The sequence below is a fragment of the Streptomyces sp. NPDC001002 genome, from assembly GCF_053599215.1.
In genome coordinates this window covers 17,789-36,485 of record NZ_JBSFLV010000053.1, presented here as the reverse complement: position 1 = coordinate 36,485, position 18,697 = coordinate 17,789, and the positions used below count along the sequence as shown (strand labels likewise).

The 18,697-nt window shown below is 67.6% G+C and carries 20 protein-coding genes; 17 read left to right on the top strand and 3 right to left on the bottom strand.

Annotated features, from left to right (window positions below; genetic code table 11):
* The first annotated feature begins 405 nt into the window (after positions 1–405).
* From ACWDR3_RS24090 to ACWDR3_RS24045, 10 genes are all read left to right on the top strand, one after another.
* Positions 406–1,071, top strand: coding sequence for a hypothetical protein (locus tag ACWDR3_RS24090; RefSeq protein WP_450354606.1), 666 nt, complete (start codon positions 406–408; stop codon positions 1,069–1,071).
* A 499-nt stretch (positions 1,072–1,570) separates the two neighbouring features.
* Positions 1,571–2,275 carry a hypothetical protein gene (locus tag ACWDR3_RS24085; RefSeq protein WP_450354605.1) on the top strand — a complete coding sequence of 235 codons (705 nt, stop codon included), beginning with the start codon at positions 1,571–1,573 and terminating at the stop codon, positions 2,273–2,275.
* Positions 2,276–2,292: 17 nt separating this feature from the next.
* Positions 2,293–3,141: a hypothetical protein gene (locus ACWDR3_RS24080; RefSeq protein ID WP_450354604.1), complete on the top strand. Its 849-nt coding sequence runs from the start codon at positions 2,293–2,295 to the stop codon at positions 3,139–3,141.
* Positions 3,138–4,442: a CpaF family protein gene (locus ACWDR3_RS24075; RefSeq protein WP_450354603.1), complete on the top strand. Its 1,305-nt coding sequence runs from the start codon at positions 3,138–3,140 to the stop codon at positions 4,440–4,442. The genes ACWDR3_RS24080 and ACWDR3_RS24075 overlap by 4 nt, the downstream gene beginning before the upstream one ends.
* Before the next feature lies 1 nt (position 4,443).
* Positions 4,444–5,442: a type II secretion system F family protein gene (locus ACWDR3_RS24070; RefSeq protein WP_450354602.1), complete on the top strand. Its 999-nt coding sequence runs from the start codon at positions 4,444–4,446 to the stop codon at positions 5,440–5,442.
* Complete coding sequence (locus ACWDR3_RS24065; protein ID WP_185146078.1) at positions 5,439–6,362, top strand: type II secretion system F family protein; 924 nt, start codon at positions 5,439–5,441, stop codon at positions 6,360–6,362. Before ACWDR3_RS24070 ends, ACWDR3_RS24065 begins: the two co-directional genes overlap by 4 nt.
* 67 nt (positions 6,363–6,429) lie before the next feature.
* Positions 6,430–6,681, top strand: a complete 252-nt coding sequence (locus tag ACWDR3_RS24060; RefSeq protein ID WP_280878613.1) for a hypothetical protein — start codon at positions 6,430–6,432, stop codon at positions 6,679–6,681.
* Between the two features lie 35 nt (positions 6,682–6,716).
* The gene (locus tag ACWDR3_RS24055; protein WP_450354601.1) at positions 6,717–7,166 is read left to right on the top strand and encodes a TadE family protein; all 450 of its coding nucleotides are present in this window, start codon (positions 6,717–6,719) and stop codon (positions 7,164–7,166) included.
* Positions 7,166–7,606: a TadE/TadG family type IV pilus assembly protein gene (locus ACWDR3_RS24050; protein ID WP_450354600.1), complete on the top strand. Its 441-nt coding sequence runs from the start codon at positions 7,166–7,168 to the stop codon at positions 7,604–7,606. The genes ACWDR3_RS24055 and ACWDR3_RS24050 overlap by 1 nt, the downstream gene beginning before the upstream one ends.
* Before the next feature lie 77 nt (positions 7,607–7,683).
* Positions 7,684–8,100 (top strand): TadE/TadG family type IV pilus assembly protein, encoded by a 417-nt coding sequence (locus ACWDR3_RS24045; protein ID WP_401714440.1) that lies wholly within the window; start codon positions 7,684–7,686, stop codon positions 8,098–8,100.
* A 30-nt stretch (positions 8,101–8,130) separates the two neighbouring features.
* On the opposite strand, the gene ACWDR3_RS24040 is transcribed toward ACWDR3_RS24045, so the two are convergent.
* Positions 8,131–8,448, bottom strand: a complete 318-nt coding sequence (locus ACWDR3_RS24040; protein ID WP_450354599.1) for a hypothetical protein — start codon at positions 8,446–8,448, stop codon at positions 8,131–8,133.
* A gap of 66 nt (positions 8,449–8,514) precedes the next feature.
* On the opposite strand from ACWDR3_RS24040, the gene ACWDR3_RS24035 reads away from it, so the two are divergent.
* The 7 genes from ACWDR3_RS24035 (at position 8,515) to ACWDR3_RS24005 (ending at position 16,988) form a co-directional block, all read left to right on the top strand.
* Positions 8,515–9,162 (top strand): hypothetical protein, encoded by a 648-nt coding sequence (locus tag ACWDR3_RS24035; RefSeq protein ID WP_450354598.1) that lies wholly within the window; start codon positions 8,515–8,517, stop codon positions 9,160–9,162.
* A gap of 16 nt (positions 9,163–9,178) precedes the next feature.
* A complete protein-coding gene (locus ACWDR3_RS24030) occupies positions 9,179–10,213 on the top strand; it encodes a barstar family protein (protein ID WP_450354597.1) in 1,035 nt (344 codons plus the stop codon).
* Between the two features lie 180 nt (positions 10,214–10,393).
* Positions 10,394–15,016: a DUF6531 domain-containing protein gene (locus ACWDR3_RS24025; protein WP_450354596.1), complete on the top strand. Its 4,623-nt coding sequence runs from the start codon at positions 10,394–10,396 to the stop codon at positions 15,014–15,016.
* The gene (locus ACWDR3_RS24020) at positions 15,013–15,342 is read left to right on the top strand and encodes a hypothetical protein (RefSeq protein ID WP_450354595.1); all 330 of its coding nucleotides are present in this window, start codon (positions 15,013–15,015) and stop codon (positions 15,340–15,342) included. The genes ACWDR3_RS24025 and ACWDR3_RS24020 overlap by 4 nt, the downstream gene beginning before the upstream one ends.
* A complete protein-coding gene (locus ACWDR3_RS24015; RefSeq protein WP_450354594.1) occupies positions 15,342–15,962 on the top strand; it encodes a hypothetical protein in 621 nt (206 codons plus the stop codon). Before ACWDR3_RS24020 ends, ACWDR3_RS24015 begins: the two co-directional genes overlap by 1 nt.
* 197 nt (positions 15,963–16,159) lie before the next feature.
* A complete protein-coding gene (locus ACWDR3_RS24010; RefSeq protein ID WP_450354593.1) occupies positions 16,160–16,495 on the top strand; it encodes a hypothetical protein in 336 nt (111 codons plus the stop codon).
* A gap of 25 nt (positions 16,496–16,520) precedes the next feature.
* Positions 16,521–16,988: a hypothetical protein gene (locus ACWDR3_RS24005; RefSeq protein WP_450354592.1), complete on the top strand. Its 468-nt coding sequence runs from the start codon at positions 16,521–16,523 to the stop codon at positions 16,986–16,988.
* Positions 16,989–17,104: 116 nt separating this feature from the next.
* Here the strand turns inward: ACWDR3_RS24005 and ACWDR3_RS24000 are convergent, their stop codons facing one another.
* Together ACWDR3_RS24000 and ACWDR3_RS23995 are read right to left on the bottom strand one after the other, a co-directional pair.
* Complete coding sequence (locus ACWDR3_RS24000) at positions 17,105–18,178, bottom strand: hypothetical protein (protein ID WP_450354591.1); 1,074 nt, start codon at positions 18,176–18,178, stop codon at positions 17,105–17,107.
* Positions 18,179–18,180: 2 nt separating this feature from the next.
* Positions 18,181–18,663, bottom strand: a complete 483-nt coding sequence (locus ACWDR3_RS23995; protein WP_450354590.1) for a hypothetical protein — start codon at positions 18,661–18,663, stop codon at positions 18,181–18,183.
* Between the last annotated feature and the right edge of the window lie 34 nt (positions 18,664–18,697).

Here is an 18,697-nt window from a genome sequence, read left to right as displayed (position 1 = left end):
CTTCAGTGTGGGCTCCCCGTGAGACCGAAAGATCAGAAAGAGAGCAAACGGTATCGGCGCGGGGTCGGGTTTCGTCGGTACGAACTGGCGGGCAAATAAGGACAATTAAGGGTGTAACGTCCTCTCGCGGCTAAGTAAGGTGCCCCGATCGTGCGCAAATGGTTGTTGACGTCAGACACGATCGAGTGGACACCGGAGCCCGCACTGTCAGGAGGTTCGTGGACGCGAACTCGAGCCTGGCGCTGCTGACTTCGAAGCGAGTGTTGGCGTACACGGACGCGATGTGCGAACTGGCGGACCGGCGTGCCTCGACGGTCGCGCCGACCTGAGTCGAGCCCGTGGCATCATCGCTCGGCACATCGTTCGTCCGCCCATCTCCGATATCTCCGAGGAAACAAAGCGTTGATGCCAACCACCCGACGCGGGACGGTCGCGGCCGGTCTTCTTGTTGCCCTTGCCGTCTCCGTGACCGGTTGCGGTAGCGACTCGGGCAACAGCCCTGCCGGCGCCATGGTCCAGGGGGCCGCCAAGGGCGGTGCGCCGGGGGTCGTCACACCGTCCGCATCTACCGCGGCCGAGGGGAACGCGCCGACCTTCGACTTTCCGCCGGACATCACGGTGGCCGTCGAGAAGACGACGACGGGGGACGCCACCAAGGACGCGATTCTGCGGGACGTGGCCCATTCGGCCCAGGCCACTATCGAGGCCTTCGCCAAGGGGGTTGGCCAGACCGCCAACATGAACCGCTACTTCGCTGCGTCCGCCCTCACTTACTTTGCCGACCGGGTCGCGACGGTCAGGAAGAGCGGGCTCACCCTTACGGGCGACTACCGGCTCTACGACTTCGAGGTGACCGACATCGCGAACGGTCGGGCAGCGGCGGCCCGTTACTGCGAGGACCAGCGCAAGGCGTACAGCAAGGAGATCAAGACGCGGAAGGTGGTGCGCACCCGGCCGAGCGACAAGGACTTCATCCTGTTCTCCGTTCAGGCGCAGAGGGACTCCGCCGGCGACTGGCAAGTGACGCAGGTGAGTTGGAAGAAGGCGGACGCTGCGTGTGTGCGGAGTTAGGGCTTTCCTCGGCACCCCAGGCATCCCCGGCATCTCAAGCACCACCTGTCGCCGGTCGGCGACGCTCCGTTCACGGAGAGAGTCCGCTCGCGAGCCAAGGTCATGTCACGACGTTGCCTCAGCCTCGTGAGTGATTCGTGCAGGCCTCATGGCCACCCCGTGACGAACGTCCCGCCGTGGGAAGGATGTCGGAGCGGGCGCGGATTCGCTACCGCACAGAGGGGGAGGGGTGGCGCGAGGCGGGCGTAACAGGGAAATGTGCGGCTCTAGTTGCAGATGGATAACGGTGGGCCCGGGGCGGGGCGAGGGCTGGGATGCGCCTTGAGGGGCTTATGTGTGGCTGATACGGTGCGATGGCTTGACACTCACCCCCGGCGATGGCATTCGCCCAGGTCGCGAGGGGATCTGGTGAAGTGTCCGGTTTTAGAGACAGTTTGACAGGCGTGGCAGACACCATCGTGGTGGCAGAAACCATCTGGGGCGTACGGGGAGCGGTTGCGTGAAGATCCAAGAGCGTACGGGGGCGGGCGCGGGACGTTCCGCGGTTCCGGCTCAGGCGGGGGTCGGTGACCGGCTTCCCACCCCTCCTCGCGAGCGCAAACCCGCGCTGGCCGCGTTGGCGGTGCTGTTGATCCTGGTCGGTGCGCTGGGTGCGACGATGCTCGTGCTGCAGGCCGGCGACCGGATCGAGGTCGTCAAGGTGACCAAGGAGATCCAGGCCGGCGAGTCCGTCAAGGACAGCGACGTGACCTCCGTGATGGTCGCCAAGGACCCCAGCATCAACTACGTCGAGTGGTCACAGCTGAGCAGTCTCAAGGGCTTCAAGGCGAAGTCCACGATCTATCCCGACACCGTCGTGATGGGGCAGATGTTCACCAAGGGCACCGGCCTCCCGGCCGGCAAGGCCTCCGTCGGTGTCGCCCTCAAGGAGGGCCAGTACCCGTCGGACATCAAGCCCGGTGACACCGTCGCGGTCTACAACGTCGACACCAGCTCGGACAAGACCGACACGTCGACCTCGTCGTCGTCCGGCGGTCTCCTCGTCGCCAACGCGAAGGTCAACACCAAGGCCGAGGACAGCGACTCCACCGTGACCACCGGCAACCTCTCGATCACGCTGCTCGTCGATCAGGACGACGCGGCCGCTGTCGCCCGAGCCGCGTCCGCCGCCTCGGTCGCCATCGTGCACGTCCCCGGCAACTAGAAGGCGACCCCCAGAAAATGGCCCTCATCGCCCTCGCCGCCGACAAGGGTTCCCCCGGTGTCACCACCGCGGCCGTCGCCCTCGCCGCTGTGTGGCCGCGTCGCGTTCTGCTCGCCGAGACCGATCCGGCGGGCGGGGATCTCGTGTACCGCAGTGCCGCCGCGCACGGTGGGCCGCTGAATCCGAACACCGGGATGTTGTCCATCGCCGCCACCGCTCGGCGCGGTCTCGTGCCCGATCAACTCTGGGACCACGTACAGCCGTTGAGCGGTGGGCTCGAAGTGCTCGTCGGGCTCGGGATAGCCGAGCACGCCGCCGGGCTCGCCGGGCTGTGGCCCACCCTCGGACACGCCTTCTCCGCGCTCGCCGACTCCCCGAACGCGCCCGCCGACGTCATCGCCGACTGCGGGCGGATCAGTGGGGACACCCCGGCTGTCGAGCTGTTTCCGCATGCCGCGCTCGTGCTGCTGATCAGCCGTACCGAGCCCGAGGCCATCGCCCGGGTGCGGGATCGGGCCGCCGCCCTTACGAACAAGCTGCACGGTGGGCCCCGTGGTGCCGCGAGTCTCGGTACGCCGCTGATCGGTGTCGTCCTCATCGCCGACACCAACAACGCCGGCAAGCTCGCCAACCAGGTCAACGACATGCTCGTACACGCGCAGACCGGTGCGCGCGTGGTCGGCACCATCGCCGACGACCCGGCCGGCGCCGACCAGTTGGCCGGGCGCAAGCGCGGGCGGCTCGAGAAGTCGTTGCTCATCCGGTCCGCCCGTAAAGTCACCGCCGATCTCTACCAGCAGTTCGGCGCCAGTTGGTCCGCACCCACCCACGGGCATGTCAACGGGCATGCGGGGGCCGGGACATGACGGCAGTCGACCATCAACTGGTCAAGCGGTTCCGGCAGGACGCCGGTGACCGGATCGCCGAACAGCGTCGCCTGGACCAGACCGACGGCGTCACGCCGATGTCCAACGAGGACGAACGGCAGTACGCCCGCGCGGTCATAGCCCAGATCCTGGAGGAGTACGCGCGGACGGAGATCAACGCCGGCCGTACGCCCCTGGACGCCGAGACCGAGGAGCAGTACGCCGCCGCCGTGCACGCCGCGCTCTTCGGCGTGGGGCGCCTGCAGCCGCTGCTGGACAACCCCGAGGTCGAGAACATCGACATCAACGGATGCGACCAGGTCTTCGTCGGCTACGCCAACGGGCAGGAAGTGAAGGCCGATCCCGTCGCCGAGAGCGACGAGGAACTCATCGAACTCATCCAAGTCCTGGGCGCCTACTCGGGGTTGTCCTCCCGGCCCTTCGACTCCGCCAACCCGCAGCTCGACCTGCGGCTGCCGGACGGTTCGCGTCTGTCGGCCGTCATGGACGTCGCCCGGCGCCCCGCGCTCTCCATCCGCCGCGCCCGCATGGGCAAGGTCTTCATCTCCGACCTCGTCGGGAACGGCACGGTCACCCCCGAGGTCGCCCACTTCATGGCCTGCGCGGTCCGCGCCCGCAAGAACATCATGATCGCCGGGGCCACCAACGCCGGTAAGACCACCTTGCTCCGGGCCTTGGCGAACGAGATTCCGCCGCATGAGCGCCTCGTCACGGTGGAACGGGCGCTGGAACTCGGGCTCGACATGTTCCCCGAACTCCACCCCAACGTCGTGGCGTTCGAGGAGCGGCTGCCCAACTCCGAAGGCCAGGGCGCCATTTCGATGGCCGAGCTGGTCCGCCGGTCCCTCCGTATGAACCCCTCCCGCGTCATCGTCGGTGAGGTGCTCGGCGACGAGATCGTGACCATGCTGAACGCGATGTCGCAGGGCAACGACGGTTCGCTGTCCACGATCCACGCCAACAGCTCCAGCGAGGTCTTCAACCGCATTTCCACCTACGCCCTCCAGGCCAATGAGCGACTGCCCATCGAGGCAAGCCAGATGCTCATCGCGGGCGCGGTGAACTTCGTCGTCTTCATTCAGCGGCGGAACGAATTCCAGACGGGCGGGCGGCTCCAGCGCATGGTCACCTCCGTCCGCGAGGTCAACGGCGTCGACGGACGCGTGCTGTCCAGCGAGGTGTTCGCCGAGACCCCGGACGGCCGGGTCGTCCCGCACGCGCCGCTGGCCTGCCTGGAGGATCTGATCGCACAGGGCTACCGGCCCACGGGATGGGGGTGACATGACCTACGAGGCTCTCGGCTCGCTCGGTTCCCTGGGCGGCCTGTTCTCCACGACCGTCCTGTACTCGGTGGGCAGCGGTGTCGCCGTCGGCGGCGGACTCGCGCTGCTCATCATCGCCGTACGCGGGCTGCCCGCGAAGCCCGCCCACGAGAAGCAGAAGGCGGCCGAACGCGCCAGTGAGCTGATCCGGTTCGCCGGGCAGCGCGGCTCGCTCGCGGCCATCGTCGGACTCGTCGTGCTGCTGCTGACCCGCTGGGCGGTGGCCGGTATCGCGGCCGGCATCCTCGTCTTCTTCTGGGACCGCCTCTTCGGCGGCGCCGGGGAGGAACGGGCCGCCATGAAGCGCGTGGAGGCCCTCGCCTCCTGGACGGAATCGCTGCGCGACACGATCGCCGGCGCGGTCGGCCTGGAGCAGGCCATCCCGGCTTCCGCGCGCGCCTCCGCACCCGTCCTGCGGCCCCATCTCGACGCCCTGGTCGACCGGTTGCGCTCCCGCACCCCGCTGCCCGAGGCGCTCCAGCACCTCGCCGACGAGATCAACGACGCGTCCGCCGACATCATCGTCGCCGCGCTCATCCTCAACGCCCGGCTGCGCGGCCCCGGTCTGCGCCAGGTCCTCGGCGCGCTGGCCAAGTCGGCGCGCGAAGAGGTCGACATGCGGCAGCGCGTGATGGCCCAACGGGCCTCCACCCGCCGCTCGGTGCAGATCGTCGTCGCCGTCTCGATCGCCTTCGTGCTCGGACTGTCCATCTTCAACCGGGAGTTCGTCTCGCCCTACGGGACGCCCGTCGGCCAGCTCGTACTCGCCTGTGTCTGCGGCCTGTTCGCGCTCGGCTTCTGGTGGCTGCGCAAGCTGTCGACCATCGAGACACCCGAACGCTTCCTGGTCCGCGACGAGTCGGCCGTGCAGTTCGTCCGGCCGCGCACCCCGGCCGGGCCCGCCGGCACGCCGGGCGCGGCCGGGCCGGGCCACCAGGAAGAGGGGGTACGACGGTGAACCTGACGATGCCGATCGTCGTCGGCGCGGTCCTGGGCCTGGGCATCTACGCCCTCGTCCGCGCCCTCATGCCGTCCAAGCGCAGCGCGGTCGCGCAGGTCGCGCGGATCGACGCGATGCGGGCCCGCGGAGCGGCGTACGAGTCGTCCCGAACGGCCCCCGACGCGGGCCGGATCGGGTCGCTGCGGGCCCAAGTCGGCGCGCGGGTCTCCGAGTTCTACATGCAGCAGGGCTGGGAGCAGCGCTCGCTGCGCGCGGATCTGGCCGTCCTGGACCGGAGTTGGGAGAACTTCCTCGCGACGAAGGTGCTGCTGTCGGTGGCGGGGCTGTTCTTCGGACCGTTCCTGTTCGCCGTGGTCTGGACGCTGGGCGTCGGCAGCAGCCCGATGATCCCGGTCTGGCTGGCCCTCGCGTTCGCGCTCGTCTTCTTCCTCCTGCCCGACCTGGAGGTGCGGCGCGACGCCGCCGAGAAGCGGCGCGACCTGCGGCGCGTGATCGGGGCGTACCTGGACCTGGTGTCCATGAGCCTGGCCGGCGGCCGCGGTCTGCCCGAGGCGCTGATGGCCGCCGCCGAGGTCTCCGACGGCTGGGCCACGCAGCGCATCCGCAACGCGCTGGCCGACGCCCGCATCACGGGCATCAGCCAGTGGCAGGCCCTCGGCCAACTCGGCGAGGAGATCGGCGTGGAGGAGCTCAAGGACCTCTCCGCCTCCCTCGCCCTGGTCGCCGACGACGGCGCGAAGGTCCGCGAGTCCCTCGCCTCCCGCGCCGAGACCATGCGGCACCGCGAACTCGCCGAGATCGAGGGCAGCGCGGGCGAGAAGTCGCAGTCGATGCTCGTCGCGCAACTCCTGCTGTGCGCGGGCTTCCTGGTGTTCCTGATCTTTCCGGCGGCGATGCGGGTGTTCCAGGTGTCATGACGTGAGCCGCGACGGCAGGCGAGAGTCGAGCAACAGCGACAGAGACCTTTTGAAAGGACAATTCACCATGAACACAAGGAACTTCAGCACCGGCATCCCCGCCATGGACTTTCTGGTCACGTTCCTTCAGGGCCGCGTCCAGCGGGCCCGCTCCGGCGAACTCGACCGCGGCGCCTCCGCCGTGGAGTGGGTCATCATCTCCGCCGTCGTGGTGGCGATCGTGGGCGTGGTCGCCGCGATCATCAACGCCGCCCTGAGCGACGGTGCCAACAAGGTCGGCAACTGCATCAAGGGCGCCGACGCGGGCAAGACCTGCTGAGCGACGGTCCTACAGGTTCCAGTTCTCTTACGGGGATGTCGGTGCGCGTACGTCGCTGGGTACGCCGACGGGTGGAGGCCGCCTCCGCCCGCGGTGAGTCCGGCATGACCGCGATCGAGTTCGTGCTGCTCACGCCGGTGCTGTTCTTCATGATCTTCGCCACCGTCCAGTTCGCGCTGTACTTCTTCGCGGACCACGTGGCCCAGGCGGCGGCCCAGGCCGGAGCCCGCAAGGCCCGCGCCACGGCGCACGACCAGCCGGGCGCCTGGCGGGGCGAGGCACGGGACGTGGTCGACAGCTATATCCGCCAACTCGGCCCGCAGCTGGTGCTGTCGCCGCGGGTGACCATGCTCCAGCCGGAGCAGAACACGGTCGGCGTGGAGATCACGGCACGGGTGCCCACGGTCTTTCCCGGGCTGGATCTGACGGTCCACGCGCAGTCGGAGGGGCCGGTGGAGAGGTTCGTCAGGGAAGGGGAGAACTGATGACACTCCCCATCCTGGACAGGCTCCGACACCGGATTCCGCACCGGGGCGACGACCGGGGTCTGTCCACCATCGAGGTCGTGATCCTGGCACCGGTGATGATCCTGTTCATCCTGGTGCTGGTGGCGTTCGGCCAACTGGTCGACGGGCGGGGCGCGTTGGACGGCGCCGCTCGGGACGCCGCCCGCGCCGGCTCGATCCAGAAGGACCACGGGACGGCCATGGCCGAGGCCAGGAAGGCTGCTTCCGCCGACCTGGAGGACGTCTGCTCCGGCCCGGTGACCGTCGTACAGACCAGTCAGGGCTTCGAGCCGGACACCATCTTCACGGTAGAGGTGAGCTGCGAGGTGCGGGGTCTGGCGATGCTGGGCCTGGACACTCCGACGCGGCTGACGTCGAGCTTCAGTTCGCCGCTGGATCCGTTCCGGAGGACGGTGTGAACGGGGTGGGGCGGGTGAGGGGGCTGAGCGGCGTGAGCCGACACGTGCGTACGTGGCTGTCGTCCCGCCTTGCCCGTATGGACGACCGGGGTTCGGGTGCCGGCGCGGTCATCATCTTCGCGCTCGTCTTCCTCTCCCTCTCGGCCTTCGTCATCGACGGCGGGCTGTCCATCTCCAAGCGGGAACGCGCGGCGGACATAGCGGAACAGGCGGCCCGGTACGCGGCCCAGGACATCGACCTCGACGCCCTCTACGACGACGAGGGCGGCCCCGCGCCGATCAACTACCAGGACTGCGACGCCCGGGTGAAGACCTTCGCCCGCCAGATGGACATGCGGGGCGCGGACATCGCGGCGACCCACTGTGTGCAGGCGGATGCCGAACAGGTCGAGGTCGAGGTGCAGTTGACGTACTCGCCGGTCTTCAGCGGGATGTTCTACGGCGGGGACGTGGTCGTGCACGGGCAGGCGGTGGCGCGGAACGAGGTGGGGTGAGGGCGGTTCCGGTTCCCCGGGAGGGGTCGGTTACTTCTGCTCCTCCTCCTTCACCCCGTCCTTCACCTTCTTCTCCAGGTCGAGGTCCAGCTTGCGGAACTCCCGGACGACGGCGTCGGACATCTCGGCGAGGGAGTCGAGTTGCTGGGTGATGTCCTCGCGGCCGTCCTCCCAGTTGGACTCGAAGTCGCCGAGGGCGTCGTTGACACCGCCGTCGCCGATGTCGTCGCGGTAGGACTCGAAGAGCTTCTTGGTGTGGTTGAGCCGGGTCTTGAGGGAGCGCAGTTTGCCCCCGTACTCCTCCAACTCGCTGAGCGGCAGCGCGAGATCGCTCTTGCCTTTGCCCATGTGACCGTCCCCCGATCCCGATCTCGTAGTCTGGCGGCACCGTACAACGGAACGGAGACCGACGTCATGGCCCGATACATGGAGGCGCTCACGATCGAGCGCGGAGGGTTCCTGATCAAGGTGCCCGAGTCCTGGTGGGAGTTCGACGTACGGCCCGAGTCGCGGGACGACTCGATCCACCGCATGGTGACCGAACGGGTCGAGCAGCACCCGGAGTTGGCGCCGTACCGGGACACCTACACCTCGTTCCTCCAGAAGGCCGCGGGGGAGGCGTGGAAGTCCGGTGCGCTGTACTGCGGTTGCATGGCGGACACGTTCGGTGGCGCGACCCCGATCACCGCGTCGGTGACGGTCTCGATGGTCGGCGGCCGCACCCGCGACGGCGCCCCGCTCTCGACCGACCCGGCCGCGATGGCCGCGGGCCTGTCGGCCAAGGAGGCGAAGAAGGAGGGCGACTCCTGGCGCAAGGTGACGACGGTCGACCTGCCGGGGGTGGGGGCGGCGGCGCGTACGTACGGCATCGAGGACATCGTCGTACCGGACGACGCGTTGAACCGGACGGTGCGGGCCGTACTGATGCAGACGTTCATTCCGGTGCCGGGGCAGGAGGGGAAGGCGGCGTTGGTGGCGGGGAGCAGTCAGGTGCTCGATCTTTCGGACTCGTTCTTCGACATCTTCGACGCGATCACTTCTACGTTCCGGTTCACGGGCTGATCCCGGGCTGACTCTCATGGAGCCGACCGGACACTCGACCGACTTCCTCGTCGACGGGTCCTTCCCGGCGGCCATGGGCCGTTTCGTCAGGCGCGGGCGGCTGCGCTGGCCCGGTCTCTTCGTGTACGGCGAACCGCTGTCCCCTGCGGCAGCGGCGGACTGGCGGCTCCCCGAGGCGGAGGCCGACGATTTCGCGAGCATCGTCACCTTCTCGTCGGGCCTGGAAATGGAGGACTTCTGGGAGGAGAACGGCTACGCGCTCGACGCCTCGGGACAGGGGCCGTACGCCGTCTTCTACCGGCTCCACGCAGAGCCGTCGCACGCTACGACGGTGTCCGAGTACTACGTCGTCAGCCTTGTCACGCCTGATGACCCTGCGGCCGACCCGTTCTCCAAGGCGGTCGTGCACGATTTCGTCCTGTCTTTCCGGGAGGAGGGGAGGCGGGTGGCTGTGGCGGGCAAGGGACGTGACCGTGAGCCGGGGCCTGTGGGAACCGGCGCGACCGACCGGCTTCTCGACGTCACAGGGTTCTCGGCACCTTGGGTCGTCTGCGTCCCGCAAGGCGCGGCCGAGATCCAACGGCAGTTGTCGGCGTTTGAGGCGAGGGGCGGGCGCGTCCACCACTTCGACGCCCGCGAGTTGACGACCGAGGAGCGGATCTTCGGTTCGTTCGCCGAAGTCCTGCGATTCCCGGCCTACTTCGGCAGGAACTGGGATGCCTTGGTCGACTGCCTGGGTGACCTGTGCGGTGCGGTCACGGGTGGTGGCATAGGGATCGTGGGCGTCATCAGTGATGCGGATCGGCTTCTGGAGGCGGAGTTCTTTCCGCTGTTCGTGTCGGTCCTCTGCCAGGGGGTGGATCGGGCGAATGCCTTGGTGGACTTGGACGGGTTGACCTTGGACCGGGCCGCAGCTGCCGTGCACTTCGTGCTCGAGTTCCGTGAGTTCGATGCCGAGGCGATTGAACTCCGCATTGAACAACCCGACTTGGTCGTCATCGCGGGGGACGGGTCTGTCGGGGCGGCTCTCGATCCTGTGGAGTGGCGGTGACACGGTTCGACTGGCGGCGTGTGGAGGGGCTGTTCGGCATCGACGACCCCACCGCGGTGGATGCCGCTGACGCTGGGCCGGTGGCTCCGTTTGTCCTCTTCGCTTCGAACGTGGGTGCCGTGTAAGTTCGCGTGTGCATACGGATGTTGATGGTGTGGTGCGCGTGACGGGGGTTGCGGGATGGCGGGGTATCGGCCTTCGGACTGGCATGTGCTGGATCTGGACAGGGATCCGACGCCGGGGGATCCGGATCGTGTGCGGACGTTGGCCAAGACCCTGCACGACTTCGCTGATGATGTCTCGGATGCCCTGCGTCTGGTCAAGGGGATGGCTGAGGACGATGCGACGTTGCAGTGGGCGGGGAAGTCGGCGGAGGTGTTCCGGGATCAGTTCTCGGGTGTGCCGAAGAATCTGAAGAAGCTGAAGAAGTCGTACGAGTTGTGCGGGAACGCTCTGACCGATTTCTGGCCGAGGTTGGAGCGGGCGCAGGCGCTGGCGGACAAGGCGTTGGTGAAGGCGCGGGAGGCTCGCAGCAATCTGTCGTCCGCGCAGTCGCGGCTTTCGTCCGCCGACTCCTGGGTGACGCGGGCGTCGAAGGAGTCGGACAAGTACAAGGACGATCCGACGGGCAGCAAGTCGGATGCGGACAAGCCGGATGAGGCGAAGGTCCGGGCGGCCACGCGTGATGTACAGAACGCCAAGTCGGCGCACAGCAAAGCTCAGTCGGAAGTCTCCGATGCCCAGGATGCGCTCGCTGCGGCGAAGAAGATGGCGGCGGACGCGCGTCAGATGCGGGACGAGGCGGCGCGGGACGCCAAGCGGAAGATCGATGAGGCGTCGGATGCGGGTATTCAGAACCGGTCGTGGTGGGAGGACGTAGGGGACTGGTTCGAGGACAACTGGGACACCATCGTCACGGTGTGCAAGGTCGTTGTGGCGGTGCTCGGGATCGTCGCGATGATTATCGGTGGGCCGATTCTCGGGGCGATCGTGCTCATAGCCGCCCTCGTCGTCCTTGCGGACACGCTCTACAAATATTCCAAGGGCCAGGCGTCCCTTTGGGACGTGGCGTTCGCGGCGCTGGACTGCATACCGGGCGGCAAGGGTTTGACCTCGCTCGGCAAGCTCGCCAAGGGCATGAAAGCCCTAGGCAAGGGCGGTCTCAAGGGAATGGCGCTGGGGCTCAAGGGGCTGGGTCCGCGGCTGAAGGGCCTGGGCCGCCCGATGAAGAACCTCTTCACCTGCGGCGACCCGATCGACATGGCCACCGGCCAGATGGTCATGTCGATCACTGATGTCGCCCTGCCCGGCGTACTGCCGCTGGTCATCGAACGAAGTCACCGCACGGGCGTGCAGGCGGGAGGCTGGTTCGGCACGAGTTGGACGTCGACGCTGGACCAGCGGTTGCTCATGGACGGGGACGGCATCCGGTTCGTCGGCGCCGACGGCACTGTCCTGTACTACGCGGTTCCCGAGGCCGGTGAGGCGATGAGGCCGATCATCGGCCCCAACTGGCCGCTTCGCTGGGACGGATCATCCGATTCCGACATCACGGTGTGGCAGCCGGACACTGGCACGACCCTGCGGTTCGGCCGTGTGCCGGGTGGCAAGGACTCGGAACTTCCGCTGACCGGCGTAGCGGACCGCAACGGCAACACGATGGAAGTGCGCTACGCGCAGGACGGCTCCCCGACCGAGCTGGTCCACCACGGTGGGTACCGCGTCGGTGTCACCACCACCGCGGGCCGGGTGCGAGCCCTGGTCCTGAGCAGTGCTCCCGACCGGCCCGTGCTCCTGACGTACGAGTACGACGACCGCGGGCGTCTCACCGACGTGGTCGACTCCTCCGCCGTACCGCAGCGCTACAGCTACGACGACCGACAGCGGATCGTCGGCTGGCAGAGCCGGAACGGTGACTGGTACCGCTACGCCTACGACGACGAGGGCCGGTGCGTCCGCACGGGCGGCGACGCCGGCGTTCTCGCCTACACCTACGCGTACGACGAGGACTCCCGTACCACGGTCGCCACGGACTCCCTCGGCCACTCGATCAGTTACACCTTCAACGAGGACTACCGTCCCGTCCGCGAGACCGACCCCCTCGGCCACACCGTCGCACGCACCTGGGACGAGTACGGCCGCCTCGTGACGCTTGTCGATCAGCTCGGCCACACCACGCGCTTCAGCCACGATGACGAGGGCAACGTCACCCAGGTCGTGCGCCCCGACGGCGGTGTCGTACGCACGGATTACGACGAGTTCGGGCAGGTCACGAAGGTGACACAGCCGGATGGCAGCGCTTGGCGGTCGGAGTACGACAGCCGGGGCAACCGCGTTCTGGTCGTCGATCCGACCGGTGCCACCACGTCCTTCGGCTTCGACGGGCACGGCGGGCTCATCGCCGTCACCGACGCCCTGGGGCAACGCCGGCAGACCCTGGTCAACGACGCCGCCGGACTCGTCGTAGGTACCACGGACGCGCTGGGCGCCACGGATTCCTTCGGCCGGGACCCCTTCGGCCGCATCACCCAACTCACCGACACCTTCGGGTCGGTCACCCGTGTCGGCTGGACCACCGAAGGCCAGATCGCGTGGCGGCGGCTCCCGAACGGGACGACGGAGCACTGGTCGTACGACCCCGAAGGCAACCCACGGGAGTACGTGTCCTCGAACGGCCGCCACACGACGTACGAGAACACCCACTTCGACCTCTGCACCCTGCGCGAGGACGAGGACGGCACGCTCGAGCGCTTCGCGTACGACACCGAACTGCGGCTGCGGAGTGTCACCAACGCCGTCGGGCGGAGCTGGAGTTACAGCTATGACGCCATCGGCCGGCTGGTCTCCGAGACGGACTACAACGGGCGCGCCCTGAACTACCGCTATGACGCGGCCGGTCGGTTGACCGAGCGGACCAACGGCGCCGGCGAGGTCACGCGATTCCGCCACGACGTCCTCGGCAACGTCGTCGGTATGGATGCCGACGGCACCACCACGACGTACGAGTACGACCTGCTCGGCAGGCTCGTCCGGGCCCGCAACGCCGAGGTCGAACTGGGGCGGGAACACGACGCGACAGGCCGCCTGCTCGCCGAGTCGTGGAACGGCCGGGAGGTCCGCTCCGAATACGACGTCACAGGACGCCGTACGGCGCGTAGGACACCGAGCGGGGCGACCACCCACTGGACATACGAACTCGGCCGACGCGCACTGGTACAGGAGGTCGGACAGCACACGGTCACCCTTCGGTACGACGTCGCAGGCCGCGAGATCGAGCGAGTCCTCGGGGAAGCGGCTCGCCTGACCCACGAGTGGGACGCCGATCGGCTGCGTACGACGCAACGTGTGGTGACCTCCACCGGGGATACCACACAGCGAGACTTCCAGCACCGGCCCGACGGCGTCCTCACCTCGGTGACCGATTCCCGACACGGTGGGCGGACCTTCTCCCTCGACCGGGCCGGGCGGGTCACGCAGGCGCGAGGCGGGGCCGGCTGGGACGAGAGCTACCAGTACGACGCCCTGGGGAACCTCACCGACTTCAATACGTCGGCACCCGTACGTGACGACCGGACCGGACCCGGCGACCGCACCTACTCGGGCACTCTTCTCGAACGGGCCGGTCGTACCTTCTACCACCATGACGGCCAGGGCCGGGTGATCAGGAGGGTCACCAAGCTGCCGTCCGGCGGCAGACGCGAGTGGCGCTACGCGTGGAACGCCGAGGACCAGCTCACGGACGTGACGACCCCGGACGGGCGCCACTGGCAGTACGTCTACGACCCCATGGGCCGACGAGTGGCGAAGCGGCTGGTCGCGGCCGACGGGGTGAGCGTCGTCGAGCAGGTGTCCTTCTTCTGGGACGGTGACCAACTCGCCGAGGAGACCGACGGAATCGTCAGTACGTCGTGGGACTGGATCGACGGCCCCACCCCGATCGGCCAGCGAGTCCGAGCGACCGGTCCGATCGACGGGGACGCCCCGCAGGATCAGATCGACGAGCACTTCTACGCCATCGTCAGCGACCTTCTTGGTACACCGACGGAACTGGTCGACGCGGACGGGACCATCGCGTGGACGCAGCCGTCCACGCTCTGGGGCGTTCCCGTCGGACATCCGGGCGACCGGCAGGTCGACTGCCCGCTGCGGTTTCCCGGCCAGTACTTCGACGCGGAAACCGGGCTGCACTACAACCATCACCGGTACTACGAGCCTGACACGGCGCGCTATTTCAGCCCCGATCCCTTGGGGAGGACACCTGCACCCAATCACCACGCCTATGTGAAGAACCCGCTGCAGTGGAAGGATCCGCTGGGGCTCAAGGCACCGTGCATGGTGGACCTCTACCACGGCACGATCGGCCAGCACGCCGACAACATCATGGCGAACGGCATCGACATCACCGCGTCGAGCCGCAAGATGGACTTCGGCCGGGGCGGCTTCTACGTCACGAACGACCCGCGACAGGCGCTGGACTGGGCGAAGAAACTGGCGGAGCGGAACGGCGGGGTGCCGGCGGTCATCCACTTCAAGGTGCCCAAGTCGGGGTTGGACACGCTGAGCAGCAAGATATTCAATGGTCCGGGCGACGACGTGGCCGACTTCATCCGCCACCATCGCAACGGGGGAGCGATGCACAACTACGAATTGGTGGAGGGACCGATGCTCCTCAACCTCAAGGGATTCCTGCGCGGCGGGAATCCGCCCGTTCTGGAGGGCCACCAGATCGCGATCTTCGGTGACCGGGCCGCCGAACTGTTCAGCAACTCCATTCACCGACGAGTAGGGCCGCCGAGTTCATGACCGAAGAATTCCTCATGCGTCTCGACGAGGGCATGCTCGCCTACTTCAGGGACATCGTGGAGGAGATGGTCGCGAGGTTCGGGATCTCCAGGGCCGAAGCGGTGGCGAGGGTCAACGAGCGGTACCAGCACGCGGAGATCTCGTCGTACCCCGACCTCATGAGCCACGAGTTTCCGGAGTACTGGGCCTATGGCCTGTACTACTACCCCGACGAGGCCGGCCGGCTGCCGACCGGTGACGAGGACGACGACGAGGGCCTCGACGCCACCGCGTTGTCAGTACGACCGGCACCACCGAAGGACTCGCCTTTCTGGACCGTCGGCTAGTGGTTGTGTCGGAAACGGGGCTCGGCTACGACGTGTTCGCCCCGCTGTGGGCGCTCCTGGAGTTGGGGGCGGTGAGGGATGCGGGGGCGCGGCCCTTGCGGGACGTCTCACTCACCGACTTCGTGGCGGCTCGCCGGCACGAGGTGGACCAACTCCTCCAGGTCGTCCGGGACATCGGTGACTTCTCCGCCGAGACCATGTCCATTTTCGAGAGGCAGGGCGGATGGAATGAAAGCCGTGAGGTGACAGCCGAGTACCTGATGATGCATTCGGGCTGTATCGAGGCTTACCCGCCCGACACCGATGACCCAGTCGTCCTGCGCCGCATGCTGGACATGGGGAGCGACCTCCAGTCGGCCGCTCTCCTGCATGCCCTGGTGGGCACCGCCACTGTAAGAGGCCCCGGCCTGGCGACGGCACCACAACTCCTCGTCTCCGCCGCGCGTATGGCGGGGTCGCTGGTGGGTGCCGACGGTGACAGGGCGATGGCGGACACCTTCCGAATGTGGCGCGTCACATTCCTGCCGGACCTCCTGCGCCCCGATGCACCGGCGCGGCCGGGCGCCAAGGAGAGTCTGCGGAAGTACGCGCACGAGTTGGAGCGGTTGATAGGGGTTTAAGATCGTACAGGTCAATGGTTGATGTAAGTGTGGAATTGGATCGGTTGCTCGGACTTGACGCGCTCACCGGTCCGGCCGTGGAAGCGGTTCTCGTCGGGTCGGGGTGGACGGGGGAGCACAGGAATCCCGCGAAGGCGTGGGCCACGACCTGGAGTCGTGGTGACGCCACGGCGTGGATTCAGGGTGATAGGCCGTCCGTGCAGGTGGAGTTCACGGTGTGGTACCGCGAGGTCGAGGACGAATGGCCCGACCCGGACACTTACATCGACAGCCTTTACGATGCCGCGTCCGCCGAACTCCCCCACGTCGTTTCGCAGTTGGAGTCCGGGGCTGTTGGAGGGCGACTCGAAACGGTCGACGAAGACCTGACCGGAGGTGAGGACTTCATCGACCACACCGCGTGGAGGGTTTCGGACAAGGTCATCCTGGCCGGCGTCAAGCACGACGACACCGAAGCGCCGGTGCAACTCGTCGTGGTGCTGCGCGAATACGGTGCGATCGAAGGGGACGACGACGAAGGGGAATGGCTCTGACGCAGAGGAAGGGCCAGGGGTGCGTATGTCGTCCGACTACGACTGGGAGAGCGGCGAGGGCCTGGCGGGCATCGACGACCCCGCTGCGGTGGACGCCGCGTTCGAGCGGGGTGAACAGCATCTGGGTACGGCGGTGATCGGTCTGGCGTTCACGTGTCCTCCGGCGGTGGCGTCGCCGCGGATCGTGCGGGCCATGCGGGTGCTGGACGCTCCTCGGCGGGAGCTCGCCTTCACCGCGGCGGGCATCGTGGCGCGACTCCATGGTGAGTTGACGCCCGAGTTGTATGCCGCATTGCGCGTCGAGGGCGCCGGGGGCATCGCCGCGAACGCCATCGGGGACACCTTGACGTTCGTGCCATTCCGAAAGCTGCCGCCGTGGTTCAAGCGGCGGTACGTACTGGCGACAGTGATGGGCAAGCTGGAGGGCTGGTGGCTGCGCTTCGCGGACGCGGTCGGAGACACTTGGCGGGCCGTTCGTGGGCGTCGCTCCTGAACGGGAGGCGACGAGTGTCTGACCGGTGCCATGTACGACGGCGTCGAGGCACCGGTGCAACTCGTCGTGGTGGTGCGGGAGTTCCGCGATGACCCGGACGAGTGGTCTTCGCCGGACTAGCGGTTGACCGCCTGGATCTCCTGGACGTTCATGTCCTGGGTGGTGTCGAAGGTGCCGTCGGGGAGGTCGCCGCCGGTGCCGTCCGTTCCTTCCCAGGTGATCTGCCAGGTGATGCTCGCCTTGAGGTGGTACGGCGTGCCGTCCGTGGCGTGGAGGTACGTGATGCCGCAGGGCGGGGTCTTGTCGGCGTCGCCCTTGACGTACGGGGTACCGATCGAGCCGTCGTCGTTGATCTTGCAGTCGCCTGAGGCGGGGGACGTCGTGGCGTCGTCGGTGCCGGGGTTCAGGTGGAGGGCGACCGGCTTGGCGGTCGTTTCCGCCCAGAGGTTCGTGCGGGGGAGTTCGGCGCGGACCTTGATCTCCTGGAATGTGCCCTTGTCCAACCAGATCCAAGTGGGCAGGTTCACCGTGGACTTGGTGGCGGGCTTCAGTTCGATCTCGGTGCCGGGTACCTGGATCTGGTTGTAGGCGTAGTCGGCCAGCATCTTCGGGGTGGGGGCGTTCGGGACCTTCGGGACCTGGCCGGGGTCCTGCCAGAACATGATCCTGCCGCAGTCCCAGGAGTCGGGGTCCTCGATGTCGGGGGCGACGCTGCGCCAGAAGTAGCCGTCCTTGCCGACGTTGTAGTCCTTGTACCCCGGGGCCGTCGACCAGGTGTCGTCGAAGTTCTTCTCGGGCTTGCCGTCCTGGTAGTGGTCGGTCCACAGCCCCTTGCCGACCCACGTCTCGTGGATGCCGACGTCGCCCACTCCGTCCGACTCGTCCACGAACGCCTTCAGCTCCTCGCCGGTGAAGACGGGCTCGTACCAGCAGGCCGGAGGCTTCCAATTGACGTCGACGGAGGAGAGTCGGCCGCGCTTGCCGCCGGTGGGGCCGCTGACTTGGCGGACCTTGATGCGGGAGTAGGAGGCGGAGGCGTAGATGTTCCCGTTGCCGGCTCCACCGGACGGTTTCTGAGACTCGCCCTCGTGCCCCGGCTTTCCGAGCGCTGACGCGGGAGACGGGAGCAGAGCGGCTCCCAGTGCGAGGGAGACGAGCAGGACTGCCTTGTTCCTATGCGTGGAGTTCATGGTCAGCAGCCCCCCGGCTGGGTCTCCACCGTCATGGTTTTCCAGACACCATCGGCTTGTTTGCCGAGGCTCGTCTGGTACTGGACCAGCGGGGACTCACCCTTCGGGGTGCCGGCGGTCTCGCCGGTCTTGAGGTCCTTGCTGTAGCCCTTGCTCTCGTCCACGCAGTACAGGAGCGTGGCGCGCGACTTCGTCTTGCCGAGGTAGGCGACCTTGGGGTCGTAGGCCCGGACCTTGCCGATGATCGTCAGACCCTTGTAGCCCTTCACCCACACGGAGCCGGTGCTCATCGCGGAAGTCCCGCTGTAGAAGGACAACGCGCTGGACTCGGGGTCTCCGGCGATGATCGCCGCATACGACGCCCGGAGTCGCTCCTTGCCGTCGTTCAGCGCGGTCTGCAGCTCGGGATCGCTGTTCGTCCAACCCTCGAAGTCCGCCTGGAAACTGGCAGGGAGCTTGATGGCCGGTCGCTTCGCATCGGACACCGCCGACGCCGAAGCCGACGGACTGCTCGACCCC